The organism is Heyndrickxia sp. NPDC080065, from assembly GCF_050281185.1.
Lineage (GTDB): Bacteria > Bacillota > Bacilli > Bacillales > Bacillaceae_C > Heyndrickxia.
Genome location: NZ_JBNNWS010000023.1, coordinates 24,885 through 51,228, shown reverse-complemented (window position 1 = coordinate 51,228; position 26,344 = coordinate 24,885). Strand labels below are relative to the sequence as shown.

26 protein-coding genes, 2 tRNA genes, 1 pseudogene and 1 riboswitch are annotated in these 26,344 nt (G+C 35.7%); of the genes and pseudogenes, 2 read left to right on the top strand and 27 right to left on the bottom strand.

Translation table 11 applies throughout. The features are described from left to right. Window positions 1-54 precede the first annotated feature (54 nt). Window positions 55-139, bottom strand: a riboswitch (cyclic di-GMP riboswitch). A gap of 75 nt (window positions 140-214) precedes the next feature. From cyoE to ACQKP0_RS22080, 21 genes and pseudogenes are all read right to left on the bottom strand, one after another. Beyond that, window positions 215-1,120 carry a heme o synthase gene (gene cyoE / locus ACQKP0_RS22180; protein WP_427408000.1) on the bottom strand — a complete coding sequence of 302 codons (906 nt, stop codon included), beginning with the start codon at window positions 1,118-1,120 and terminating at the stop codon, window positions 215-217. 37 nt (window positions 1,121-1,157) lie between these two features. After that, window positions 1,158-1,231 (bottom strand) — tRNA-Cys (locus ACQKP0_RS22175). A 187-nt stretch (window positions 1,232-1,418) separates the two neighbouring features. Next, window positions 1,419-2,045 (bottom strand): HAD family hydrolase, encoded by a 627-nt coding sequence (locus ACQKP0_RS22170; protein ID WP_427407999.1) that lies wholly within the window; start codon window positions 2,043-2,045, stop codon window positions 1,419-1,421. A 287-nt stretch (window positions 2,046-2,332) separates the two neighbouring features. Then, entirely contained in the window at window positions 2,333-3,418 is a 1,086-nt protein-coding gene (gene serC, locus ACQKP0_RS22165) for a 3-phosphoserine/phosphohydroxythreonine transaminase (protein ID WP_427407998.1), read from the bottom strand. Window positions 3,419-3,484: 66 nt separating this feature from the next. Then, window positions 3,485-4,324, bottom strand: coding sequence for a bifunctional hydroxymethylpyrimidine kinase/phosphomethylpyrimidine kinase (gene thiD, locus ACQKP0_RS22160; protein ID WP_427407997.1), 840 nt, complete (start codon window positions 4,322-4,324; stop codon window positions 3,485-3,487). A 115-nt stretch (window positions 4,325-4,439) separates the two neighbouring features. Beyond that, complete coding sequence (locus ACQKP0_RS22155; RefSeq protein WP_427407996.1) at window positions 4,440-5,657, bottom strand: cysteine desulfurase; 1,218 nt, start codon at window positions 5,655-5,657, stop codon at window positions 4,440-4,442. 8 nt (window positions 5,658-5,665) lie between these two features. After that, window positions 5,666-6,973 (bottom strand): glutamate-1-semialdehyde 2,1-aminomutase, encoded by a 1,308-nt coding sequence (gene hemL, locus ACQKP0_RS22150; RefSeq protein WP_427407995.1) that lies wholly within the window; start codon window positions 6,971-6,973, stop codon window positions 5,666-5,668. Next, window positions 6,970-8,235, bottom strand: a complete 1,266-nt coding sequence (glyA, locus tag ACQKP0_RS22145; protein ID WP_427407994.1) for a serine hydroxymethyltransferase — start codon at window positions 8,233-8,235, stop codon at window positions 6,970-6,972. Before glyA ends, hemL begins: the two co-directional genes overlap by 4 nt. A gap of 279 nt (window positions 8,236-8,514) precedes the next feature. After that, window positions 8,515-9,258: a YggS family pyridoxal phosphate-dependent enzyme gene (locus tag ACQKP0_RS22140; RefSeq protein WP_427407993.1), complete on the bottom strand. Its 744-nt coding sequence runs from the start codon at window positions 9,256-9,258 to the stop codon at window positions 8,515-8,517. A 35-nt stretch (window positions 9,259-9,293) separates the two neighbouring features. Then, a tRNA-Cys gene (locus tag ACQKP0_RS22135) sits at window positions 9,294-9,365 on the bottom strand. A gap of 295 nt (window positions 9,366-9,660) precedes the next feature. Continuing rightward, a complete protein-coding gene (locus ACQKP0_RS22130) occupies window positions 9,661-9,972 on the bottom strand; it encodes a hypothetical protein (RefSeq protein ID WP_427407992.1) in 312 nt (103 codons plus the stop codon). A gap of 32 nt (window positions 9,973-10,004) precedes the next feature. After that, window positions 10,005-10,265 (bottom strand): hypothetical protein, encoded by a 261-nt coding sequence (locus tag ACQKP0_RS22125; protein ID WP_427407991.1) that lies wholly within the window; start codon window positions 10,263-10,265, stop codon window positions 10,005-10,007. 166 nt (window positions 10,266-10,431) lie between these two features. Next, window positions 10,432-10,668: a thioredoxin family protein gene (locus ACQKP0_RS22120; protein ID WP_427407990.1), complete on the bottom strand. Its 237-nt coding sequence runs from the start codon at window positions 10,666-10,668 to the stop codon at window positions 10,432-10,434. 493 nt (window positions 10,669-11,161) lie between these two features. Further along, window positions 11,162-11,404: pseudogene (locus tag ACQKP0_RS22115) on the bottom strand (MFS transporter); the annotation flags it as partial. A 116-nt stretch (window positions 11,405-11,520) separates the two neighbouring features. Beyond that, entirely contained in the window at window positions 11,521-11,967 is a 447-nt protein-coding gene (locus tag ACQKP0_RS22110; protein WP_427407989.1) for a GntR family transcriptional regulator, read from the bottom strand. Further along, window positions 11,913-12,083 (bottom strand): hypothetical protein, encoded by a 171-nt coding sequence (locus ACQKP0_RS22105; RefSeq protein WP_427407988.1) that lies wholly within the window; start codon window positions 12,081-12,083, stop codon window positions 11,913-11,915. Before ACQKP0_RS22105 ends, ACQKP0_RS22110 begins: the two co-directional genes overlap by 55 nt. A gap of 313 nt (window positions 12,084-12,396) precedes the next feature. Next, window positions 12,397-12,546, bottom strand: a complete 150-nt coding sequence (locus tag ACQKP0_RS22100) for a M24 family metallopeptidase (protein ID WP_427408014.1) — start codon at window positions 12,544-12,546, stop codon at window positions 12,397-12,399. 495 nt (window positions 12,547-13,041) lie between these two features. Continuing rightward, complete coding sequence (locus ACQKP0_RS22095) at window positions 13,042-13,887, bottom strand: alpha/beta hydrolase family protein (RefSeq protein ID WP_427407987.1); 846 nt, start codon at window positions 13,885-13,887, stop codon at window positions 13,042-13,044. Between the two features lie 382 nt (window positions 13,888-14,269). Further along, complete coding sequence (locus ACQKP0_RS22090) at window positions 14,270-14,836, bottom strand: GNAT family N-acetyltransferase (RefSeq protein ID WP_427407986.1); 567 nt, start codon at window positions 14,834-14,836, stop codon at window positions 14,270-14,272. 53 nt (window positions 14,837-14,889) lie between these two features. Beyond that, complete coding sequence (locus ACQKP0_RS22085; protein WP_427407985.1) at window positions 14,890-15,945, bottom strand: beta-carotene 15,15'-monooxygenase; 1,056 nt, start codon at window positions 15,943-15,945, stop codon at window positions 14,890-14,892. Window positions 15,946-16,162: 217 nt separating this feature from the next. Then, window positions 16,163-17,146, bottom strand: a complete 984-nt coding sequence (locus tag ACQKP0_RS22080; protein ID WP_427407984.1) for a DUF3231 family protein — start codon at window positions 17,144-17,146, stop codon at window positions 16,163-16,165. 190 nt (window positions 17,147-17,336) lie between these two features. Between ACQKP0_RS22080 and ACQKP0_RS22075 the strand changes: the two genes are divergently transcribed. Next, window positions 17,337-17,474, top strand: coding sequence for a hypothetical protein (locus tag ACQKP0_RS22075; protein WP_427407983.1), 138 nt, complete (start codon window positions 17,337-17,339; stop codon window positions 17,472-17,474). 945 nt (window positions 17,475-18,419) lie between these two features. On the opposite strand, the gene ACQKP0_RS22070 is transcribed toward ACQKP0_RS22075, so the two are convergent. Further along, window positions 18,420-20,210, bottom strand: coding sequence for a S9 family peptidase (locus ACQKP0_RS22070; protein ID WP_427407982.1), 1,791 nt, complete (start codon window positions 20,208-20,210; stop codon window positions 18,420-18,422). A gap of 449 nt (window positions 20,211-20,659) precedes the next feature. Between ACQKP0_RS22070 and ACQKP0_RS22065 the strand changes: the two genes are divergently transcribed. Continuing rightward, a complete protein-coding gene (locus ACQKP0_RS22065; RefSeq protein WP_427407981.1) occupies window positions 20,660-21,301 on the top strand; it encodes an aspartate/glutamate racemase family protein in 642 nt (213 codons plus the stop codon). 81 nt (window positions 21,302-21,382) lie between these two features. Here ACQKP0_RS22065 and ACQKP0_RS22060 read toward each other — a convergent pair whose 3' ends face one another. The 5 genes from ACQKP0_RS22060 to ACQKP0_RS22040 are packed head-to-tail and all read right to left on the bottom strand — an operon-like array spanning window position 21,383 to window position 26,326. Continuing rightward, window positions 21,383-22,189 (bottom strand): ABC transporter permease, encoded by an 807-nt coding sequence (locus ACQKP0_RS22060; RefSeq protein WP_427408013.1) that lies wholly within the window; start codon window positions 22,187-22,189, stop codon window positions 21,383-21,385. Beyond that, complete coding sequence (locus ACQKP0_RS22055) at window positions 22,189-23,085, bottom strand: ABC transporter permease (RefSeq protein ID WP_427408012.1); 897 nt, start codon at window positions 23,083-23,085, stop codon at window positions 22,189-22,191. The genes ACQKP0_RS22060 and ACQKP0_RS22055 overlap by 1 nt, the downstream gene beginning before the upstream one ends. Before the next feature lie 14 nt (window positions 23,086-23,099). Next, window positions 23,100-24,200 carry an ABC transporter ATP-binding protein gene (locus ACQKP0_RS22050; protein ID WP_427407980.1) on the bottom strand — a complete coding sequence of 367 codons (1,101 nt, stop codon included), beginning with the start codon at window positions 24,198-24,200 and terminating at the stop codon, window positions 23,100-23,102. Window positions 24,201-24,221: 21 nt separating this feature from the next. Then, window positions 24,222-25,316 carry an ABC transporter substrate-binding protein gene (locus ACQKP0_RS22045; RefSeq protein ID WP_427407979.1) on the bottom strand — a complete coding sequence of 365 codons (1,095 nt, stop codon included), beginning with the start codon at window positions 25,314-25,316 and terminating at the stop codon, window positions 24,222-24,224. Between the two features lie 26 nt (window positions 25,317-25,342). Then, window positions 25,343-26,326, bottom strand: coding sequence for a TAXI family TRAP transporter solute-binding subunit (locus ACQKP0_RS22040; protein WP_427407978.1), 984 nt, complete (start codon window positions 26,324-26,326; stop codon window positions 25,343-25,345). Between the last annotated feature and the right edge of the window lie 18 nt (window positions 26,327-26,344).

Genomic DNA, 26,344 nt, shown 5'->3' with positions numbered 1-26,344 from the left:
AACAGACACAGCCCCCTCCGAGCTGCATCTGTTTCTCAACATCGTGTATTTCGAGAGGGGAACCCGGCGATCATTGCATTAAGCAGAAGACCCGTGGTTTTGCGTCCCAGTCTTTCGATCTGGTTTACCATTATCCTTCAAGGTAGATATAACATAGAGCAAGTTCGCTAACATATTAAATGTGCCGAAAGCTGCACCTATGCCAATCAGATGACTAAAATAGAGCAATCTCAAATATCATCATCAACAAAGAAAACGTCAGGAAATAAAGAGAAAGTCGAAAGTTGTTTGAAGCCCATCTCGCTTCATTTTTTGTAATCAACCCATGTAGACATGCGATCAACCAAATTATTAACAGCGCACCAGAAACGATCAAATATCCTACACCAACGTAGTTATAATCAAATAACAAATAATTAACGAAAAATAAGCTCACAACATACGGTAGCATCTGTATTTTTGTGCGATATACACCTTTTATAACGGGAAGTAGTGGATACCCTGCTGCTCGGTATTCTTCTTTTTTTAAAATCCCAAGTGACCAAAAATGCGGTGGCTGCCATAAAAAAAGAAACAAGAATAAAAGCCATGCGCCGAGTTCCAGCTCATTTGAAAAACCGCAGTATCCGATCATTGGCGGCATAGATCCGGAAATACCTCCGATTGAAGTACTCCAGGTTGATGTCGGTTTAAGCCAAGCCGTATAGATCACTACGTAAACAAAAAGTCCAATGAAGCCTAAGGCTGCGCTTAATGGATTAACGAAAATATACAAAGTAGCCAATCCAACGAACCCCGTTATAATCCCAGCTATCAATACATTCCGAGGTTTCAATCGCCTGCTCGGTAACGGGCGAACACGAGTCCGTTCCATTTTTAAATCTCGTACACGATCCAAGAAGTTATTTAACATCGAAGCAGCCGCAACAACTAATGTTGTTCCAAACAGAATGAATATCAAAGTTAAATCGTCAAACTTCAATCTTGAAGCAAGACAATAACCAGCAAACGTACAAAATAAATTAGAAGCCAAAATTCCTGGTTTAGTAACAGAAACCCAATCTCTCCAAGGTTGAATTTCTATTAACGAATGGCCTGAAGCTCCACTGCTGTTCTGCATGTTGTTCCACCTCATATCTTCCAGAAAAAAATGATATTGGAGGAGGTATCTGGATTTGAACCAGAAATCAGGGTTTTGCAGACCTTTGCCTTACCTTTTGGCTATACCTCCATAGGAAATGATAAAATAATTATTCTTGATAATTAAATCTTACCCGCTTTCTTTCATAGGATCAATTCTAATAATTAAATAATAATGATTAGTTTTGCCTATGATAATAAAGCATTTCTCTATCACAAATAGTTCTGCAGACTGAAATTTCAGTCTGCACGTCTCTTTTCCAAATTCTTTTAATTAATCAATCAAGACCGACAATGTGAAGCAGATCATCAGGTCGATTTAATCTGTATTTTGCCACAGTGCATTCTGGTTGCTTGGCCCCCCACATCGCTAAGGCGAAATCGATTTGAGCCCCGTTCGCGCATTTCTGATCAAATACAGTATCCCCAACATAAAGCGTTGTCGTCGGGTTGATCTTGGTTTGATCTACATACTTGAGCAGTGGGTCAGGCTCAGGCTTATGCCTAGACGTGTCGTCAGCACAAATAATGTGTGAGAAGAGTTCGCTAATACCATGAGGCATAAAGTCAACTTTGAATTCCTCACGCGTTTTGGATGTAACAACACCCGTATGAATGCCTTTTCCAACCAACTTTTTAAGCATATCTTCAATCCCAGGATAGAGGATCATCATATGATTATTCCTTTTTACATAAAGCGTTAGCTTTTCAGCAATGCGCTTTTCATCCGAAACCCCCAAGAATTTCAAACTATTTTCACTAGTCATACCCAATACAGGAATCAATTCTTCACTTGGGTACTCCATTTTCTTTTCTTCTCTTAAAACTTGCTGCAAAGCCAGAATGATCGCTTGGTCTGAATTAAGAAGAGTCCCATCCACATCAAATATAACGGCTTGAATCATATTAAAAACCTCCTTTTTTTCACTCACAATTCCCGCTATAAATCCATTAGCAATACAATATCATTTGTCGTATAATAATAGAAAATTCCTATCATTAAAATGTAACACCAAAATACATCACTCCCTGAAATATTCTTTTATCTTTTGTAGAAACAAAATGAATTGACCGACTTCTTATTCATGATTATATAAATAAAAAGATGACTATTGTCGTTTTATTAGCCTCAAAATTTATCTGGTAATTCCTAATTACATTTTTATTACAATATAAGTGTCTAATTCCTCTACTACCCAAAACGTTTTTGAAAATCAATCATAAAATTCGTCAACACCTGGCATTGTTCGTATGTAACTGCATTATAAATAGAAACCCGAAGGTGTCCTGCATCCCGATGACCCTTCACCCCAATAAAACCACTTTTCTCTGCTTCTTGTAAAAAAAGTTTTTCTATTTCTTCATTAAAGATACTAAATGTCACAATCATCTTTGAGCGGCTTTCTAAATGAACTAATCCATTATAAAAACCGCCACTCTTATCGATTGTACTGTAAATTAAATCCGCTTTCTGACGATTACGCTTTTCAATAGCTTTTACTCCACCATTATTTCGGATCCATTTCAACATAAGATTTACAGTGTAAACTGCAAACACTGGAGGGGTATGGTATAAGGATCGGCTATTTGCGTGAATTCGATAGTTCATAATATCAGGAATACTCTCTGGAATACTTTCCATTAGGTCACGCTTGACAATCACTACTGTAACACCTGAAGGTCCTAAGTTTTTCTGTGCGCCTGCATATATGAGAGAAAAATTTGAAACATCAATATGTCGAGACAAAAGATCACTGGACATATCTACAATAAGTGGTACTTTGCCAGTATCTATAAAACTCTGATATTGGGTACCTAGTATTGTTTCATTAGAAGTAAGATGAATGTACGCAGTTTCTGGGTCAATCTTCACCCTAGAAAGGTCAGGAACCTTTTTAAAATGAGCGTCCTCCGAACTTCCTCCAATAGCAACCTTGCCAAATTTCCTCGCTTCTGCTATCGCTTTTTCTGACCACGTTCCGCTATGCAAGTAACTTGCCTTACGTCCTTCGGTTAAAAAGTTCATAGGTACCATGGCAAATTGCATACTTGCACCGCCTTGTAGAAATAACACCTCATAATCAGGAGGAATGTTAAGAAGATCCTTCAACAATTGTTGTGTTTCCCCGTTGATATTCTCATATTCCTTACTTCTATGGGATATCTCTAAAATAGACAAATTAGTTCCCTGTAAATCGAGGAGTTCATCTTGTATTTGTAGCATTACTTCCAAAGGTAATGTTGCTGGCCCCGCATTAAAGTTATAAACTTGTTTCATACTTCTGTCCTCCTATTTGGCTGGAGATATTTTAAACATCTTCATAGCTCTCCTTTTCTAGTATTCTTATTTCTGAAATTCTATAATTTTTTCTTTGACTCCTACTCCACCATGCCTATGATAAGCGGCAAAGTCAGGAGGACCTACGCCTCGCTTAAATGTAATGGAATGGCGAATGGCAGCTGTAATAAACTTTTTCGCTTCTTTAACAGCTTCTTGGACAGATTTACCTTTTGCTAACTGGGCTGTAATCGCTGCAGAGTAGCTACATCCTGCTCCGTTTGTATGAATTGTATCAATACGCTGCACTTCGAATATATGTAATTTCTCTCCATCATATAGCACATCAACAGCTGGACCTTTGAGGCGTCCTCCTTTGACAAGGACATATTTTGAACCTAATTTCTTCAATTCTATTGCTGCTAGTTTTAAGTCATCAACAGTTGTAAGTTGTTGATTCGATTTTAATAATAGTGCTGCTTCTGGCATATTTGGTGTAATAATTGTCGCTAAAGGTATTAATTTTGTTTTAAGGGTATTGATAGCATCGTCTTTTAACAAAGGCGTGTCCATTTTACCAACCATGACTGGGTCCACAACAACATTGGTAGTGTCAGCTTCTTCAATCCACTTGGCTACATGGCAAATATTCTCCTTTGTATAGAGCATGCCCGTTTTTATCGCATCTACCCCGACGTCACGAAGAGCTGTGTATACCTGTGCTTCAATAGCACTTAATCCTATAGGAAATACATTTTGGTTGGTGTACGGATGGTACGCAACAATACCGGTGACAGAACTTAGACCAAACACACCCATCTCCTGGAAAGTTTTTAAATCAGCTTGAATCCCAGCACCTCCCCTTGCAGCAGAACCCGCTATTGATAAAGCCCTAGGTACCCACATATGATCAAGTCCTCCCTTGTTTATAAATCTAAATTTTCTTAGTCTTTAATTTGCGACCTAGCGTTTTTATCCCTCCATCGAAATAGAGTGTATTTACGCGGATATTCAAATAAAATCACTCTTTAAAAAACTCTTTCGTTTTCTCTAGTGCTAAAATGAATCGATCGACATCTTCTTCCGTATTGTATAAGTAAAAGCTGGCACGTGCCGTAGCACTAGCTTCAAAGTGTCGCATTAATGGTTGGCAGCAATGATGCCCAGCGCGTATTGCTATACCATAAGTGTCGAGAACCGTGGCTAGATCATGCGGATGAACTTTGCCTAAATTAAACGTAACCAACCCAAAACGTCCATCATCAGGTCCATACATTGTCACATCTTCAATTTGTTTCATTCGTTGCACCGCATAGCTAGTTAATAGTTTGTCGTGCTTTTCTATCGTATCTAATCCTATTCCTTCTAGAAAATCGATAGCTGTACCTAAACCAATTGCACCTGCGATAATTGGAGTTCCTCCTTCAAATTTCCAAGGCAATTCTTTCCAAGATGCATCATGTAAATCAACATGATCGATCATTTCTCCTCCAAATTCAATCGGTTCCATTTTCTCAAGCAATTGCTTTTTTCCGTACAACACTCCAATACCAGTTGGTCCACACATCTTATGACCTGAAAAGGCATAGAAATCGCAGCCCAAATCCTGAACATCTACCTTTATATGAGGGACACTTTGTGCACCATCCACCATGATGACAGCGCCATGTTTATGAGCAATTGCAGCCATTTGTTTCACTGGGTTAGCAATTCCCAATACATTAGAAACATGCGAAACGGCTACAATTTTCGTGTGGCTAGTAATTGCTTTCTCGGCATCTCCAATAGAAAATGTTCCGTCATTTTGGAGTGGGATATATTTTAATTTAGCTTTAGTTGCTTTTGCCACTTGTTGCCAAGGAAGCAGATTACTGTGATGTTCCATTGCTGAGATCACAATTTCATCCCCTTCATTGCAGACAGCCCATGCATAGCTACTAGCTACTAGATTTATAGAAGATGTCGTACCACGAGTGAAGATAACTTCTTTTTCCGTCTTTGCATTAAGGAAATTAGCTACTTTCTTCCGTGCTCCTTCATAAGCATCTGTAGCACGTGAACTTAACGTATGTACTCCTCTGTGTACATTAGCATTATCTTGTTCATAGTATTGTTGCAATGATTCAATGACTTGGAGCGGTTTCTGTGTTGATGCTGCGTTATCTAAGTAAACCAACGGATACCCATGAATCTTTTGATTCAGTATCGGAAATTGTTTTTGTATATTGATCGATTCCATTATTATTCTCACCCTATACTTTTGACATTACTAAGTGCTTGATAATGAGCCTTGATTGTATCTTCAATATCTTCATCAGAGTGTGCTTCCGATATGAACATCACCTCATAAGGTGTAGGGGCTGTCAAAATTCCCAAATTCAGCATACTCGTATAATATTTTTTAAAAACTTGCATATCCGAACTCTTAGCTGTTTCATAATCAACAACCTCTTGTTCAGTAAAAAAGGTAGAAAGCATGGAGCCTACCCTGTTGATTTTTAATGGCACACTTGTCAATTCAGCATTTTGTTTGAAACCTTCTTCTAATCTAGCCGCTTTTCTTTCCAACTCATCATAGATTTCAATCTGCTCAAGTAACCGCAGAGTTTTATATCCAGCTGACATTGCAAGTGGATTCCCTGATAATGTACCTGCTTGGTAAATAGGTCCTGCGGGTGCAATTTGCTCCATGATTTCACGTTTACCTCCATAAGCTCCCACAGGCAATCCCCCTCCTATGATCTTTCCTAAACAAGTAATATCGGGATCGACTCCGTATAGATTCTGTGCCCCATGATAGTCTACGCGAAAACCAGTCATTACTTCATCAAAGATAAGCAAGCTACCGTACTGTTTGGTAATCTCACGTAATCCTTGGAGAAATCCAAGATTTGGAGGAACAACTCCCATATTTCCTGCAACTGGCTCGACAATAACAGCTGCAATTTGTTCCCCAAATTGTTCAAAGGTATGATGGATACTCTCCATACTGTTATAAGGTACTGTAATAGTATCAATAGTGACATTATTGGGTACCCCCGGACTATCGGGCAATCCTAATGTGGCTACCCCAGAACCTGCTTTGATTAACAAAGCGTCAGCATGTCCATGATAGCCACCTTGAAATTTCACAATTTTTTGCCGCCTTGTATATCCTCTCGCTAAACGTAATGCACTCATTACAGCTTCTGTTCCAGATGTCACCATACGTACCATTTCAATAGATGGAACAATTTCACATATTAATTTAGCCATTTTCACTTCAATCTCAGTAGACAATCCAAAGCTTGATCCATCTCTTACTGCCTTCTGTATCTCTTCCTCCACTGCTGGATGGGCATGTCCAAGTATCAAAGGTCCCCATGAGCATATATAATCAATAAATTCATTTCCATCAACATCAAATATGTGAGATCCTCGACCTTCTCTAATAAAAACAGGAGGAGAGTCAACCAACGAAAATGCACGTACCGGGCTGTTCACTCCTCCAGGAATCACACTTTTTGCTTGTTCGAATAATGCTGTGGAGTAAGAATCCACTCTTTTTGTATTCATTTATTTTCCCCCCTCAATGAATCTTTCCGCTCATATAAGGTGAACCTCGAAGTTACTTCTTTGACCTCATCACTAAGTCGTTTGATTAATGTTGAATCTTGTGGATTCTTCAATGCTTGTGAAATAATGCGTGCTATCTCTATCATTTCACTTGGTCCCATTCCTCTTGTAGTTATGGCTGGCGTACCAAGACGAATTCCACTTGTTATTTGTGGACTTGTCGGATCAAATGGAATTGCGTTTTTGTTTACCGTGATGCCAATCTCATCAAGGAGGAGTTGTGCATCCATTCCTGTGATCTCAATATTGCGAAGATCTAAGAGGATAAGATGATTGTCAGTACCTCCCGATACAACATTTAAACCTTCTGCCATCAATGCTTCAGCTAATACTTTTGCATTCTGAAGTACATGTTTCATATATTGTTTAAATTTAAAGGAGGAAGTTTCTTTAAATGCTATCGCTTTGGCAGCAATCATATGCATCAGCGGTCCACCCTGAATAGCTGGAAAGACTGCTTTATCAATTGCTTGTGCCCAGGATTTCTTACATAAAATGACTCCTCCTCTTGGACCTCGCAGTGTTTTATGTGTTGTCGTTGTTACAAAATCAGCATGTGGTACAGGGTTTGGATGTAAACCAGCTGCAACAATACCAGCAATATGAGCCATATCTACAAGAAATAACGCACCTACCTCTTTAGCAATTTCAGAAAAAGCTTCGAAATCAATTGTACGTGGATAAGCACTTGCTCCCACTACAATCATTCGAGGTTTATGTTCATGGGCAAGTTTCCTCACTTCATCATAGTCTATTAGGTGGGTTTGTTCGTCGACACCATAAGAAACAAAATGATATAGCTGACCAGAAAAATTAACGGGACTTCCATGTGTTAAATGACCACCGTGTGATAAATTCATGCCTAAAATCGTATCTCCTGGATTTACAGCTGCAAAATAAACTGCTGCATTAGCCTGCGAACCTGAGTGCGGCTGTACATTGGCATGTTCTGCACCAAATAAACCTTTAACTCTTTCTCTAGCCAATTCTTCTACTATGTCAACATACTCACAACCTCCATAATATCTTTGTCCAGGATAGCCTTCCGCATATTTATTTGTTAGGACTGTACCCATCGCTTCCATAACAGCTTCACTAACAAAGTTTTCTGAAGCAATCAATTCAATTTTATCGCGCTGTCGATATAGCTCCTGCTGAATTGCTTTTGCTATAGCAGGATCTTCTTTAAACAAATTCTCCATTTACATTTCCTCCCTGATGTATAACTTCATTACATAGTAATTTTTTATTTTTTAATTTAGAATTCAATTTTATAAATTATTTCATATAGAAAATCAATCACTAGCTACTCTTTTCATTGCAATCTTAATATGCAAGTTCAACATTTATGATCTAATATTCTGTACTTTTTTACTGTAAGGTGGATTAAAAAATCTCATTGTTATTCTTAACAACGAGAGTGACATCTTGAGAATTCTATTTGTTGGACATTTGCTAATGTAACTTAACTACTTATTAAATTAATCTCTCATTCGTAATTGTTCATTCCAATAATAACTGTCAGGGTACTCTCTTTCTCCAAATATTGCAGTTCCTACTCGAACAAGCGTTGCCCCTTCTTCTATGGCTATCTCGAAATCCCCCGACATACCCATCGACAGTATGTCCATTTCAACCCCAGGATAATTTTGATCAATAACCTGTTGCTGAATTGACTTTAGGAGACGAAAACATTCTCTAGTCTCTTTATCATCAGTAGTCAGTTTTCCAATTGTCATTAGACCTTTAATATTTAAGGTAGCTAATTCAGAAAGTTTTTCTATCAAATTTAAAGTTTCCTCAGGTGCAACTCCAAATTTGCTTTCTTCATATGATGTGTTAACCTGTACAAGAATATCTAACTTTCTATTTTCTTTTGTAAGTTCCTTATGTAATACCCTCCCCAACTTCAAACGGTCAACTGAATGAATACATGTTACATATTTTAATACTTGCTTCACTTTATTTGTTTGTAAATGACCTATGAAGTGCCATTCCATATTTTCATTTTGAAGTAAAGAATACTTTTCCTGTAATTCTTGAACTTTATTTTCTCCAATTAAAGTCTCACCAGTGTCAAGAGCCTGCTTAATTCTATCTGCTGGGACCGTTTTCGTTGCTAATAGTAGCTTTACATCTTTGGGGGTTCTACCTGCAGATTGACATGTTAAATTTATTTTTTCTCTAACAAACTTCAGGTTGTCCTCAATCCACAAAAAATTCATTTTACTTCCTCATTTCTTTAAAAGGAATTATTAGGAGGGAGTATCTGGATTCGAACCAGAATATAAGGTTTTGCAGACCTTCGCCTTTCCACTTTGGCTATACTCCCAAAAGTAAGTGTATTGCGTTATATTCGATATTACCCACTTCAAATCATAAGTTCAATCTCTATATTTTACTAATAATGATTGGTTTTACCTATCATTATTAGTAAATGTTTTATTTTTAAGTAAAGATTTAAAATTAAAACATAAATATTGGTAATTATCACAAAAAATTAACTTAATATAGAATATCATCATTACTTATTTTTATGATTATTTTACTATGATAGTTATTTCCTATGAGTATAGAATAGTTACGAAACTTCCTAAGTTAAACTCTTTTCACTAGTTTTTTGATTTTTAAAAAGGTGCATGTTCTGGACACTGTTTAAGGGAAGCCTTGTGAGTTAAATATTTTTGAATTAACTCACAATAATGCGGTGTAACTGAGTCACCGGTACCTGGGCGAAAATAAATACAACCTAAACAAGGTTCTGATACAACTAGATGTCCTTTTTTCTGTAAAGTAGAAACAACAGATCCAAGTCCGAGTTCTAAATGTGACAAGACATTTTCAGGTAGAGACTGTAGTGCATCCTCTAATGATTGCTCCCAGTCATCAAGGTTAGAAATGACCTTTTGTCCTTTTTCAGTTAAAGAAATTAGGGTCACACGTCTATCATCTCCCTTATGTGTTTTATAAATTAGTTTTTTTCTACCAATCTATTCAGTATTTTAACTGCTGTTACATGTGTTGTACCGATTGCACTAGCAAAATTTCCCACTTTAGCCATATCACTTCTAGTATAAGCAGCAAATAATAGTCCTTGAGTTTGTACAGGTGATAATCCGAGTGCATCACTTTCCGCCTGTGTCATTTTTTTGATTGCCTGCGAGATTCGAAATAAAGCCATACTCATTCTTGCAGATCGATTATCTTTTCGATATTGGGGATCGAACATCATAACATTTCATACCTTTCCAAACTTAATTTATCAAATGATTATGCTATGAAGCATAATATAGGTTTCTCTATTTATTATATGTGGTAAAAAGATTAATTAAAGGCATGTTTTAATAAACCTTATTGAAAAAAGGGGAAGGTGCCCAAACAGCACCTTCTTTTAGAACTTATCCCTTAACATCAGCTAAACTTGCACCAAAATTGATATGATATACATTTTCACCGATCACCAATGCTGGGACTGACTTTACTCCAACCTTTTCTGCTTCTTCAATACGATTTTGGTCAGTGCCAAGATGCACTACTTCCGGAGTAATTTTTGATTTGTCAAGATAATCAAGAACCATTTGCTCCGCATTTACACAAACTGTACAACCTGCATGATAAAAAATTGCATTTGACATTTACCATCATCATTTTTTTGTAGCATTGCTACTGAATTTAAATTATAGAAGGTGCCATAAAAGTAAACAATATCAAATTACCTATGGTATCCATAGGTAAAACTAATTGAGTTTTTCAAAAGCATTATCAGTTTCTATCGAAGGTATGTTTTATTTAACAATCAAAAGAATTCACAAAAATTATCTAGATCGTCGCTTAACAATAGCCGAATTATTTTCTGATCGTTATCAAGAGATAGGGCTTGTATTGGAGAATATTTTAATTATTGAAGGTTTCAACATTGATATAAAGTATCATAGAGGAACTAGTGAACAAATAATCTTTTATATTACTAGAAGTTATCGAATCAAGATTCATGTCATATTCATAAAATAAAGGAGATATATCGAGGTCAAAATGTTATAAAGGAATTAGTTTTGAAGTATGATCTTCATTTCTATTATTGACATTGATACAAAGTAAGTAATTTTCAAAGCTACGCTAGTGATAATAGGTATTCGTCAAAAGTAACAGGGGATGGGTCCCTTTTTTATCTGCGAGCATTCCTCCAAAAAGAGAGCCAAATAAATAACCGAATCCAAAATAGCCAAGTACGGCTCCCCAAGCAATGGCGTCAAATCCAAACTCGCCGATAATGTCTTTTTGAGAGTATGAAATCGCGCCTCTATCAATATAGTTGATAATAACCATCAGGACCATCATTAACATAATTTGATAACGATAATTTTTTTTCATACAAATACCTATCCTTTGCTTTGATTTTGTTATAAAGTTGAAAAATACTTTTGTGCCTCGAATCTCACACGATCATAATGATGGACCAATGTTTCCTCCACATTATTAGTTTGTAATCATTTTAACACTTTCAAATGTTCCTCAATTACTTCTTTTCTTCTAATGGGGCTTTTTAAAACTGTCATCGCAATTCTTCGCATGAGATCATATACTTGATCACTCATTAAATTAATTCTCTTATTATCACCAAATTGATTTATTGTTTTATGAAATTTTTGATCTATTAAAGTAAACTCATAATCTGATTGAATAGATGAAACCAATTCCATTTGACTCACTATGTTTTGAAGTATTTCAATTTGTTCACTTGTAATATCTTCTGCGACTCTTTTTGCCATTGCTGTTTCAATAATCAATCGAATTTGTAAAATATCTTCTACATCTTTCATCGTTAACGGGCTAACATAACTTCCTTTATATGGAATAGATATCAACCATTCTTCTGCTTCTAATCTTTGAATTGCTTCCCTAAAAGGAGTTCTACTAATACCAAATAACTCCATCGCTTTTTTTCAGTCAGTGCTTCATTATCAGATAATACCCCCTTAATAATAGCTTCTTTAATTACGTTATAGGATTGCGTTTTTAACGGTTTAGCGCTTACAAAATACTTTTTCATTTTCACTCCCCTCCCAAAAATAATGTTACAATAGTATAAATAGTCTGTAAATATATTATATACCAGTCAAAATATTCTGATATTTACAGAGATAAAAGATACTATAAGAGGTAGTGTCAGGAAAATGCGGTTATCCTGATGCTATCCCTGTAATAGATATAAATTTTTTTAGCTTTGCCAAGTCGCAGACCTTCCTAAAACTATTCCTATAATGGCTACCTCTAACATTTCAAATCTTTAAAAATTCCAAAACAGACAAAACAGCCTCAAATTTTATTCTATATCTTTGAGGGTGCCTATAATTCTATTGTTTTTAAAGAATCCTTAAAGCACCGTCAATAGGTGTTAACTGTTCATACCCATCTTCAGTAATTAGGATATTTTCTTCGACGGTACACATCCCTACCCCTTCCTCATAAATTGTTGGTTCTATTGCAAAGACCATACCGGGTTTAAGAACTATAACCGATTCTTAATCTACGGTAGGCATTTCGTGAATACTCATTCATAGAGAATGAAATGACCGCTGATTAATTTAATTTGATTACATATCTTTGGATGGTTTCTCCGAAAAACAGTGAAGGATATATTGAGTTTCATTGTAACGATGCATTAATATTAAGAAACTTAAAAAAGCGCACATCTAATGGAGGAAAAATTAATTTTCGTGAAGAAGATCGGTTTTATATTATGAAACAGTTGCTTCACTCTCGAGTATGTGGGTCTATCTCGGTGACCAAGGGGGATGTTTTTTATGTTTTTTCATTTAAGAAACATATCAGTAACATAGTGAAATGCAGAACAAGTCGTAAAACGATTTAGTGGGTAAGGAAACATTTTAAAGCTAAACATTGTTATTAAAAAAGGGGTTGAGACCGTAAAAATACCGATTTCAAACCCCAAATATTACTTAAAGCTATCTTCCTTATTGGGATCATTTCACTCTCCAAGAGTGGCATTAATTAACAGGCAATCCACTTCCATTAATTTCGACCAAATTTGACGGTCGATTTTTTCCGTTAATCCATTCTGAATAGGTACCTTGTTCTTCTTTCAAAAACTCTTTGAGAAATACAGTTGTTAGTTCCTGAATTGTTTTTGTAACATCAGGGGATACATCGGAGATAAGGTTCCCAATTGTTGAAAATGACAAGTGATTAGCCCCTATTACTTTCATAAATGAGCTGCTTGCTGGTATATGCTCATACATATTCATTTGTTTTTCTATATAACACTTAGCGATAGACTCACTTGTCGCACAGTCCTCTTCGTCCATAATTGCATGAAGATACTCTTTAAACGAAGCAGCTTCTTGACGAATATTTAGTATTGGGATATTTGGTATTTTGTCATCGATTAAATGCAAACTTGCATCAAATAATATGGCACAGCGTATGCGTTTATCGATAGCGGCTAGATTGAAAACAGTAGCCCCGCCAAGGGAATGTCCGATCACACCAATTTTATTGGTGTCAAATATTCCATTGAAAAATTCCTCTTGATTCCATTTTTCCAGATGATCTAATACAAGATGAACATCCTGCATTCTTGTTACTATCTGTGACCGATCGTCCGGAAACCTTTCTGCTTGTAAAACCACTTTCCCATTAGGGAAAACTGTATAAAAACTATCATAGGGGACACTAAGTGTAATGACTATATAACCTTTTTGAACAATAGCTGTTATGTTCTCAATGTACAAATCTCGATCAATTCCAAAACCTGGAGATAATAGGACTACTGGAAATGAAGCATTTTGTATAGGTTTAGCATTTTCCTTAACCGAAATAACAACTTCTTTCAACTTTTCTTCCTTAATCCCGACCTTTGAAAAGAGACCTATTACTTCATCGATAGCAGGATAGAATAGAGACGTAAGATCTGTTTTTTGTTCGTCTGTTGCATTTTCTTTTGTAGGATAAAATATGCTAATTGGAAAAGAACGAAACTCTCTCCCTTCCTCAAAAACCTCTTTTCTATTAATATCATCAATTACTTTAATAACTCTGCCAACCCTTATATTAGAAAGTATACTAATTCCCCCATATCTTTATTTTTTCTCCCATCCAAATCTAAAACACAAAATATATCGCCAATACTTATTTGTTTCATATATCACTTAAAAAGTCCGTTTCTAAACTCTTTTTTTAGAAGTATCTTATTAGTAATTCCCTTTAATAAATGTATTAAATATAGTCATCCTTTAAGATGCCGTATATTTCTAAATCGATTACACCTTTCCCAGACCAAATAGAAGCTTGTCTTAATAATCCTTCTTTAATAAAACCATTTTTTAAGAGGACTTTCTTTGAAACATGGTTTGCAGGCATGACCTCTGCTTGAATTCTGTTTACATTTACTTCTTCAAATAAATATTTTACTAACATTTGAACAGATTCAGTAGCAATGCCCTTCCCCCAATAGTCCTCTGCTAAAAAATACCCGATAGTTACCATATTCACTTTTTGGTTAAAATCCATTGCTTCCATAATTCCTACCAATTTATTACTATGACTCTTCTGAAAGATCCCCCGCTTAACCCTACTTTTTTTATGATAATCCCTATCAAAATGGCCAATCATCTTACTTACTGTCTGTATGTTATGTTTAGGAATGATCCCGCAATATTCAAATACATTTTCGTTATCATAGATTGTAAAAACATCTTGTAAGTGTACATTTTCGATTTTTTTTAATACTAGATTCGCAGATTCCAATACTGGGAAATCTCCAAACACCATTTCTAGATTCATGTTATTCTCTCCCCAAAGCCCCAACTGATACAATTATCTTTAAATCAATATTTTTATCTTGAAAGATGTTCTTTTAGTGCTTCATAGAATTTGTCTGGATCATCTAAACGTAAAGCGATTCTCGAATATTTTTTTTCAAATCCTAGAAAGAGTGTCGCACGGCTAGGGCTTTTTAGATTTAGAATCATATGAGGACATACAGTTTCAAAGTCCCTGGCAATAAATTCAATCGTTGTTTTGTTATCTATTTTTTGCTTAAGCAATTCATGATTCATGGTTATCGAGTCAATATCATCTAATGATACAACCATTTTTTTTGCTAATCCTAGGGATAGGTACAAATATTTATCATCCAGCTTTAATGGATTTAAGCGTACAGATTGTATATAGCCAAGAATAAATATGACTGTGTAGATATTAAGAATAAGCAATACGATTGATAAAACTAAGGATTTATTATGCAACCACCAATGGATCCCAAGTGTTTCAATTATAGTGGCATGAATCATCATTATTTGAAATGCCATTAGGCTCGATTTTTTATACATTGTGAAATTTTCCTCACCTATTGGCGGCTTTTTCTTCCACGAAAAAAATGCATAATAAAACATAAGTAATTCTGATGCTGCAACTTGTATAATTGGATGCTTTCGAACTTTTTCCTCAACTGCTGCTGGAAAAGAAAAAATCAGACTTTCATCACTTCTACGGACTTGTTGAATAATTGCCGGCATATAACGTACTAGTATGAAAAGGAATGTTAATTCTAAGAATATTAACAAACCTTCAACGGCAAAACCTATATAAGAAACTCCTACAAATGGTTCAAAATATTTTGCTGGAATGAGAAACCTTGCTAAGATTAGCCCTCCTGCCATCAAAATAATAAATCGCTTTACCGTAAAATTCCGATTCTTATTTATAGCTATCATTAAAAGTGGAGAAACAATGGCTAAATCAAATAAAGAACCAAGGATGACCCATCTTGTCTCTTCAGGTAATACGATAGGCGAAATTGGTGACCTATATAATATTAAATTTGAACCTATCACCAAGACTAACAAAAACACCCATATATTGGTTTTTTTATTAATATGCCAAGCGATCATAGTATCACCTCTTTTTTCCTTTATTGTAACCTATTGAAAATTCATAAAGTATTTTATTTATGTCAAATTTTCAAAAAAGATATTGTTTTGTTCTAACTAAGGCTTTTATAAATTTCTGATAACCTAAATTCTGCCCAGAAATATTCGGATAAATCCGACATCAAATTTCTAATCATAATTGCTAACAATTTTGATAACTATAAAAGAACATATAAACTTATAGATCCATCTTAGGCGGTTCCTCTAACCATCCTTTGGATATCATTAGTTTAGCGCCTTCCACTGAATATTCATATACATCTTTAGCGAATATACCTGTTTTCATCATCACATCATTCCGTAAAATGAAAGCAGCACTAAATCCTTGTCCCCCGAGACTAAATCCACATAAAAGGTATGTACAATACATCATTAACTTATCAGAGAATGGAGCCTTAGCAGAACCTGTAACTATGCCTCCTGGTGTAGCAGGTGGTTGAATATTATTTTGAAGAAGGATTTCCCCAGTTTCTTTTAAAATTTCTTTCGAAAGATCTTTCCCTTTTGCAAAATATTTTTTCACTTCTTCCTCCTTAGCACATTGGGCAAACCCCCTCATCAATTGCATACCGAAAATATTTGTTTCAACAGAATGATACAGCAATCCAAACTCAACAGTGTTTAAGGTTCTCCTACGACCAAAAAAATTAGTTCCTTTCATGTATGATTTGTCATTTATAAAATCAATTGACTCTGGCATATTTGTAAAGTTTGGGCGAGGAAGGAGATCTTTTTCGATAAGATATTGTGTGAAATAGTTATAATAGGTTTGGGTTAAATCAGTAAGTTGTTTATAAAACTGAACTATATCTTCACGATAAGAAACTGTCATATGTAGTACATACATACCCATGCTGATTTCCTTTAATATCCGACAGAACATAATATCAAAACCGTACTCAAATAAATTTGGCACATTAAGATCTACGTCTTCCTTTGTAAATCCGATTGGTGTTACTGCCCCGTCATTTTCTAACATAGTTTTTATTTCAACGACCTTTGGATGAAGTTTTTCCCACAAGTCTGACATTAAATCCTTTGCTTTTTGATCATCTGACTTCTCAATAAAATACTCCAAAATCCTAAGAATCATTGTTTTTTTGTGGTAAGTCGTCCATAATGCACCGAGTTCCGTAGAACTCATTTTAGGTTTTTTATCCATAAAAAAACACCCTCCCAATATTTCATTTACGATTCACACATTTGTACTAAAAGATAGTTTGTGGTCTTTTAACAGATTTATACATTATTTATTTTGAGTATATGAGGGAGAGATCTATATCTGAAAAGAAAATCATAAGTTCATTAAAAAGGGATAAACTGTATTTGAAGTAAGAAAGGAGATGAAGGGCATGACAAAAAAATTTAATAAAGGCAGCCAGAATCAAAATTCACCTCAATTACACGGACAAGTTCCTGTTAGTGGAGACAATAGTAAAGGAAATAAAAGAAATAAGGATCAAAGCTCTAAAACAAATGGAGTAATTTAAGTGAAACAAACCGGTCATATTCAGACCGGTTTGTTTCACTTTAAGTAGTAACTATTGATATAAACATATGCAAATCAAAAATTAATGTGAATTTGATTTAACTTATACTAGTGGCAAAATATGTATAATTTCAATTTCTTCCCCATTCCGAATAATCTTCTTTAATGTAGAATTTGGGTCTGTTCATTATGGTCTAAAAAAATGTTCCGTCACGAGAAAATCCCAATTTAGTTCTTAATTAATCATTATCAAGATCATGATCAAGAAAAGATTTCTTCTTTTGTTCTACTATTCCTAACTTCCCCTTTATATCAGACAATTCTCTAATTATAGTCTGGGTATTCCAGACTATAATAATAGCTAGAATAACTAAAATTAAAGCAATGATTATTAAAATTGTACCAAACAATATATCCACCTCATAAATATCTAATTCTCAAAAATCAGTATGAATTTTATAAAAATAAGGCTCTTTTCGTATAAATTGTTGTTTTTAGACTATAAACTTAGTCCGTTGATTTCCGCTTCAGACACTTGCTTTCCGCGGGGAGGGATGGGAGCCTCCTCGGCATTACTGCCTGTGGGGTCTCCCACTTCCCTCTTTTTCCCGCAGGAGTCAAGTGTCCTCCGCTACAATCAACTCAGATTGTTAATAAAATATCACTAAAAAAGCAAAAAACTTTACGAAAATAGCCAAAAATAAAAACTTATCTTTTTCTATAAAATACTTTTTCTAATCCAGACGAAAGATTTTACCTGCATGTACATTAATAATAATTTCTGTAAAAAGAGTTAGAATTCCTTCTTTTGACTACTTTTTTAATAAAACTAAAATCCAGCATAGTCTTTATATTGGTTTCATTATTACTCTCTTCAATTACCAAACCACTTAGAACATAACAATAGTAAAAACATTTCCTAATACTTCCCGTTCCGAAAGTCAGATCATATTTTATATTTTTCAAAAAAGGCAGCGATACGTTTGTACACGAGTATTTCGTTTTCCTTTTTTGAAAATCCATGCCCTTCATCTTCTAAAACGAGATATTCTACAATTCTACCTCTCTCTCGAAGTGCACGAACAATTTTATCTGACTGTTCTTTAACAACACGAGTGTCGTTTGCACCTTGGATGATGAAAATTGGTTTAGTCATTCCATCTACATATGATATTGGAGAATCATTCATTAATCGTTCCCTATCTTCCTTTGGATCTCCCAGCCTTAATTTCATCAGTGGTTTCCAAGAATCTGGTACTGATTCCAAAAAAGAAATTAAGTCCGATTCACCATACATGTCAACTACTGCTTGAAAATAATCGGCATGTCTTCCAAGTAACAACAAAGACATGTAACCACCAAAACTTCCACCCATTAGAAACAATTTTTTGCGATCGGCTTTTCCTTCCATTAGCAACCATTCTATACCTTCGACCATATCAAGACGTGGACCTTCTCCCCAATCTTGTTCAGCCAGTTTTGCAAAGGAGGAACCATAACCAGTGCTTCCTCTAAAATTCGGAGCAAAAATTTTGTAACCTTGGTGACATAGGAATTGAAACAGTCCACGATACTTTTTTCTTTCAGCAGAATGTGGACCGCCGTGTGGCCATATTATCGTGTAACCATTTAAGCGTTCTTCCTTTGGTTCAAATAATAATGCCTCAATTTCTAAATCATCATTCGATAAATAAGAAACCTTTTGTGCTTTAGTTAGTTCATCAGGGTGAACTCCCATAACCCGGTTTTGCGTCAATTGTATCCATTCACCTGTACAGGCATCTCTTCTAAATAAATTTGATGGCTTAGTCTCTGTCACCCCACTGATATACAGATTGCCGCTTGAAACAATTTGAGTATGTTGTACAACGCTTACTGGCAATGGTATTTTTATTGAAGACATGTTATGTAAACAAATTTGATACAGATGATCCTCGACCCCATTGGAAGTAAATGCATATAATAGTCTATTTTGTTTATCTATTTGTATGTTTGTTACTTCTTCATTATCCATCTCAAAGACTTTTATAAATTCTTTACAGCTTATCGTATATTTTGCAACATAGGCGAATTCACTTTCATAATCCGTCCAAAAAAATATCGTATCAGCGTCACAGTAAATAGGAGAACGTACACGATGCACAAGATTAGGGTTAGGCGTTAGACTCTCCGATTGTTCTCCAATTTGAACATATCCACCCATGTACATATTTGAAAACGCTCGATTATAGGTAAAGCTGCTCTCATCTGGTGCTACGGCAGTAATGAATGTTAGTGCATCTGTTCCTACTAAAATAGTTTGTTCCTCGCCTGAGGTAATGTCATTTTTATAGCTATTCATGTACATTGGATTATCTTTATCTGATGCATAATAAATTCGTTCTCCATCACCAGAAAGCGCTTGTGCATGAATCTTCTTGCCTTTTGCTTCAACAATTGGATGGAGCTGGCCACCGTATGGACCTAATGCATATATTTGAGGACTTTCATCTCCATCTTTGTCAAACGAAACTATTAAATAACGACCAAAAGGATCGAACATAAGTCGTTCTGTTTTTTGCCCTACTTTTGTCATCGGATATGGATATGTTGAAGGAAGGTCAAGCATCCAAACATCAAATTCACCTGATAAATTTGTAGATATCGCTATTCTTTGTTCATCCTGACTGACTGCAAACAAACTGATTTCATAAGTGTGTAGAAATTGATTTACCTCTGGGGATGAAAAGTTAAGCATAGTATATCTCCTCTTTTCACTTCGTAATTTACCTTGTATCTATCTCCACAGCTTCGTTAACTTTTAAAAAGTATATTAAAGGAATAAAGTATTCTATAAATTTTTGCTAATCCCTACTTTTTTTTGGAAAAATCTTTCGACAAAAAAAAGTGTCAAAATAAAGGGGAATAAATTTGAAAATTCATTCTTTTTTGTTAATTATTATGTTATTATAAAGTAAAAAGAAGGTGATAAAAATGTGGTGGTTATATATCGTGTTAGGGATACTCATTCTCTTGCCTATCATTTTCTTTGCAAATTCTTCTAATACAAAAAAGAGCATAAATAAGGATATTAAAAAAAATCCTTATGACTATAGAAATAACCCACCACCACCAGGAGGAGGAACATTCTGAATTAATTAAAAGTACCAATTCGGTGCTTTATTTTTTTATAGGAGGATTACTATTTTGAAAATAGCCTTGATTCATGCAACAACTACTGCCATAAAACCTATTGAAGAAGCGTTCCAAGAAGAAGCTCCAGAAGTTGATCTGCTTCATTTTATGGATACTAGTTTACTTTCAATAATAGAAGCAAGCGGCACGATTACTCCCGGAATTATTCGTAGATTTACATCCTTAGTAAATCTTGCTGCCGATTCTGGAGTCGATTGCATACAATTGACTTGTTCTGCCTTTAATAATATTACTTCAATCATCCAACCGCTTTACTCTGTGAAACTATTTCGTTCAGATGAAGCTATGCTTGACATAGCCTTAACCTACGGACGTATTGGTTTAATTTCCACTGTAAAAGAAACACCAGCTGCCTTAATCAGTTACATAAGAGAAAAGAAACCAGATTGCTTCATCGAATCTTTGGTAGATCCAGGAATTATCCATCTCCTTTTTCAAGGTAAGAACGAAGAACATGATGAGAAGGTGAGAAATATGATACAGCAAATGGACGGAAAAGTGGATGTGATTGTTCTCTCTCAATACAGCATGTCACATGTAGCAGATCAAGTTCATACATCTGTTCCTATTCTTACCGCTCCCCAAGCAACTGTAAAAAAATGCCTAGCATTTTTGAAAAACCATGTTTTATAAACCTACAGCAGCCGGTACTACACTTAAAAAGCGCAGTAACCGGCTGTAAAAAGGTCTTAGATTAAAAGCTTCCAGATTATTTTATCCATTCGAATGATGTGAACCCCCGAATACCTTTCCGACACCATGAAGTTTTTCAAGTACCACAATTAATATGACCGAAATAAAAATTACCACGCTCGAAACAGATGCAACGATCGGATTATACGCATCCTGCATAGTCGAAAAAATTTCGATCGGCAGCGTCCTCATATCTGGGGAAATCATAAATAATGAAACTGTTACATTATCAAATGATGTAAGAAAGGCGAATAATCCTCCAGATATGATGGCAGGTCTTATAAGTGGGAGTGTTACCCTCCAAAATACCACCATTGGATTCGCACCGAGAATGGCTGCAGCACGTTCCAAATTGTAATCAAAACCGCTTAAACCAGTTAACACTAGACGAATGACATACGGAATACAGATAATGATATGAGCAATCAAAAATCCTGTTGATGTACCAGAAAGCATCATCGGCGTAAAATAAATAAGCAAGGCGATTCCCAAAACTAGCTGAGGTACACTTAACGGCGCTGTTAAAAGAGAAGTAATATAGGCTTTTCCAGGTATTTCATATTTTGCAATACCAAGTGCCCCTAATGTACCAAATAAAACAGAAAAAAATGCGGCAAGAAAAGCAAATTTCACACTATTAAAGAAAGCTTCCATAAATTCCGGACGCTCCAAAATCTTCGAATACCACTGTAACGAAAATCCTTCTGCTGGAAAGCTCGGAAAATTTGCACTTGTAAAAGAGGCAGGTATAACGACAACTAATGGGATTAGTATATACAAAATCCCTATAATGGCTAATACAGTCCGCAGTTTTCCAAGAGCTTTCATCATCGAAACACCTCCTTGAACTTACTTTTCTCTAATGTACGTGTAAAAATGACAACAGATAGAAGTGTAGTAGCTAAGAGAACATATGATAAAGCAGAACCAAATGTCCATTTTAGTAGATTATTAATTTGATCGTACACAACGACTGGCATAACTGGAACATTTGCTCCTCCCATTAATGCTGGAGTTACATATGCACTCATTGATAGACTAAAGACAAGTACACATCCAGATACTATTCCCGGCAAACTGAGTGGAAGCGTAATCGAGAAAAAGCTTCGAAGTGGACTAGCACCAAGGATTGCCCCAGCCTTCTCTAACGAAGGATCGATATTATATAAACTTGTCACAATAGCTAAAACCATGAAAGGCAAATAGGCATTCGATAAACCGATAACGACACCTAGCTCTGAAAATAATAATTTTAGTGGCGCGTTTATTATCCCTAAATTCATCAAAGTTTGATTAATCGTTCCATTCGGTAATAATAATAAATACCAACCAAAGTTTCGTACGACAATACTAACTAAAAGTGGTGAAGCTATAAGTAAAGTTATATATCCGCGAACACGAGGTGAACTTTTTGCCATCGTTAATGCGATTGGATAACCAAGTAAAAGTGCAACAATGACAGAATATAAACTGATTTTTACCGTTAACCATAACGACGATAAATAGTAGCTATCAGTAAATAATTGTACATAGTTATTCAAGCTAAACACAGCATCTGCTCCATTCACACTATCTGTAGATATGAAGCTTAAATATAAAATATACAGCATTGGGACGACAAAAAAGCCAAAGATGAATAACAGAATTGGGACTAGAAGAAGAAGTCCAGGTATCCAACTTCTTCTTTTTTTAATTTTTAACTTTTTTTCTGGTTCAACTGTTATTGTTGGTTGTTTATCTATTTCTTGATCAGCATAATGTCTGACGGGTTCCACCCAACATACACCTCACTTCCATACTGCCAAGACGAGTCATACTCATTCGTTAAGATTTGAACAGATTTTCCGAGTAATGACACAGCAATTTCCCAAGATGTTCCGAGATAGTTAAGCTGGCTAATTTTCGCTTTATGAAGCTCCAGCGTTGAAGATGAAGCTTTGCTAACAGAGGTAATGAAAACTTTCTCAGGACGAATATAAAGCTTCACCTCATCCCCTGGCTTCAACGTTCGATCCTCCCCCATAATATTGCTTACATCGGCATATGTCATTTCCTCTCCTACCTGAACTGAAATTTTTCTGTTTTCTACTACTACTACTCGTCCATCAAAACAATTGGATTTACCAATGAATTGAAAAACAAATTCAGTATCAGGATGATTATAGATGGATGTCGGACTACTAATTTGTTCTATTTTGCCTGCATTCATTACTACCACACGATCGGACATTGATAAAGCTTCCTCCTGATCATGGGTAACAAAAATCGTGGTTACGCCAATTTCATTTTGCAAACGTTTTATTTCTGTTCGTAGTTCATGTCGTAATTTGGCATCCAGATTTGACAAAGGTTCATCAAGAAGCAGCAATTCAGGCTCAACAACAAGGGCACGGGCGATCGCAACACGTTGTCTCTGTCCCCCTGATAATTCACGGGGATAGCGATTTTCAAGGCCTGACATTCTTACAAGTTCAAGAGCTCGATCGATTTTCTTTTTTTGTTCTGCTTTAGCTATTTTGCGGAGCTTTAATCCGAAACTAAGATTTTCATAAACTGTCATATGAGGAAATAAGGAATAGGTTTGAAATACCATGCCTAAATCCCGTTTATATGGAGGGACTTTATTCACTTTCTTCCCTTTAATATAAACATCGCCACTATCCGCTTCAAGAAAGCCGGCAATTAAATTTAATGTGGTCGTTTTTCCACAGCCTGAAGGACCAAGTAGTGTAAGCAATTCACCTTGTTTCACTTCTAAATCAATTCCATTCAGTACAGTATTGTGGCCGAATTGCTTTATTGCACCTTTTATCTCTACATCGTTTCTAATTGCATTCATCGATTGAAAGTCCCTCCATTCTTATTTAAGCAATTTTCCAAGTTCAGGGGTTACTTCTTTCGCCCAACGATCTGACCATTCCGCACGGATTTCAGCAAATTTAGCAAAATCAGGCTTGAATGTTTTATCTGATTCTTTCAGGCCGATTGATTCTTCATATTCTTTTGGCAGTTCCACACCTTCGACAACTGGATAAAAACCTTTTTCCGAAATTAACTTTTGCGAATCCTCGCTGATTAAATAGTTAATAAATTTCAGAGCTTCATCATAGTGAGAATTATTTTTCACAATTGCCGCACTAAAAGCTTGAAGTGGAACACCTTCTTTTGGAACAGCCATCTTAATCGGTATACCGGATAATGCAAGCTCCCCAATAGCATAGCTTCCCATTACCGTTACATCTGCCGTACCTTGCTGAACAGCCGGCATCATCTGTGTTGAATTTTTATAAAAAGTTGATGAAAATCCTGCAAGTTCTTTTGCCTTCTTTAAACCAGGCTCCATATTATCTACACTGCCTCCGTTTGCCAGTGCCAGCCCATATAATGTATTAAAGCCCCAATCATTTGATATATCTGCAAATGCCGTTTTTCCTTTATAGTCACCAGATGCGAGGTCGTTCCAAGATTGTATAGGTTTCAAATTATTCTTTTTAAATGATTCTGTATTATAAGCAGGGGCAATTACTAAGCCAAATACAGGAGCCGCTGCACCTTCTACTGCTACCAAATCAGGTTTGACATTTTTCATATTAGGAACATTAGATTCATCCAAAGTATCTGTTAACCCTTTATCTTTGGCACGTTGAACATCAACAGGAACGAATAATGCAATGTCAATTTGTGGAGCATTTTTTTGCAATTCTACTTTGGATAAAATCTCACCGGAGAGTCCAGGTAAATAATTTATCGTTATTCCTGTTTCTTCTTTGTATTTAGGTGCAATTACATCACGAATGGCTTTTTCAATAACCCCGCCATTTCCAGCAATTGTTATAGTCTTTGTTCCTCCACCGCTCGATTTTGCTGTTTCACCGGGCTTTTTCGGTGTCGGGTTTCCACAGGCCGATAAAGCTAGTAGCAAAATTATAGAAATGAAAGTGAATAACTTTTTCATTTTTCAGACCTCCATTTTTTATATTGTTATTTGAATTTTTTGATATTATCTTTTAGATATTGATTCGCACCCGGATGAAAATCTATTGGAATCCCCTTAATTGCTTCCAAATCATTGATATCAGCAGCTGCCGGATGGACGGTTTTCAGTTCTGGTAAATGTTCAAATATTGTTTTTACGAGTTGGAATGCTTCTTGATTAGGCAAGTCTGGGTATGTTAGCAGCACATTTTTTACTGTTATGGTTTGTATTTTATTGGAAACACCATGATAGGTTTGGCTGCCAATTACATCCCTATTATAGAATCCATATTGATCATGAAGTTGTTCGATAATCTGTATTGGTACTGGGACAAGTCTAATGTCCAGTTCTTTATCAAGAGCAGAAATTTCAGGATTCGGTAAACCTGAAGAAAAGAATGCAGCATCAATCGTACCATTTCTTAAAGCATCTGCAGATTGAGTAAATGAAAGAGAAAATAATTGCATTTGATGGTTTGCAAGATTAGCAGCCTTTAGGATCCGTTCTGACATGAGTTTCGTTCCACTCCCGTCTGTTCCTAAACTAACTCGTTTACCACGCAAATCTTTTAAAGAATGAATTCCGCTTTCTTTTGTTGTTACAATCTGAATGTAATTAGAGTAAAGTCCTGTAAGAGCACGAAGTTTTGTTTTATTTGTCTCGGGTAATGCAAGGACATCAACAGTACTAAATCCCAGTTCAGCCTGTTTCTGGCTCACCAGTTTCGTGTTATGAATGGAAGCATTTGTCACTTGGGTTCCCGAAGCTGTTCCATTATACTTCTCAAATAAATCCGCCAAAGCTTGTCCTAAAGAAAAATAAACACCTGACATATCACCTGTTGCAATAATCAAAGAGCGCTGATCGTCTGAAATTTTCTCCGGGGTTGGAAAAACAAAATGTGAAGTAACCTTTTGATTGTCGTTTGTACATCCTGTTAATAAAATTACCCAAAGGAACAAGAAGTTTAGGAGTGTTCCTGTTTTCAATACTGGTCCTCCTTTCAT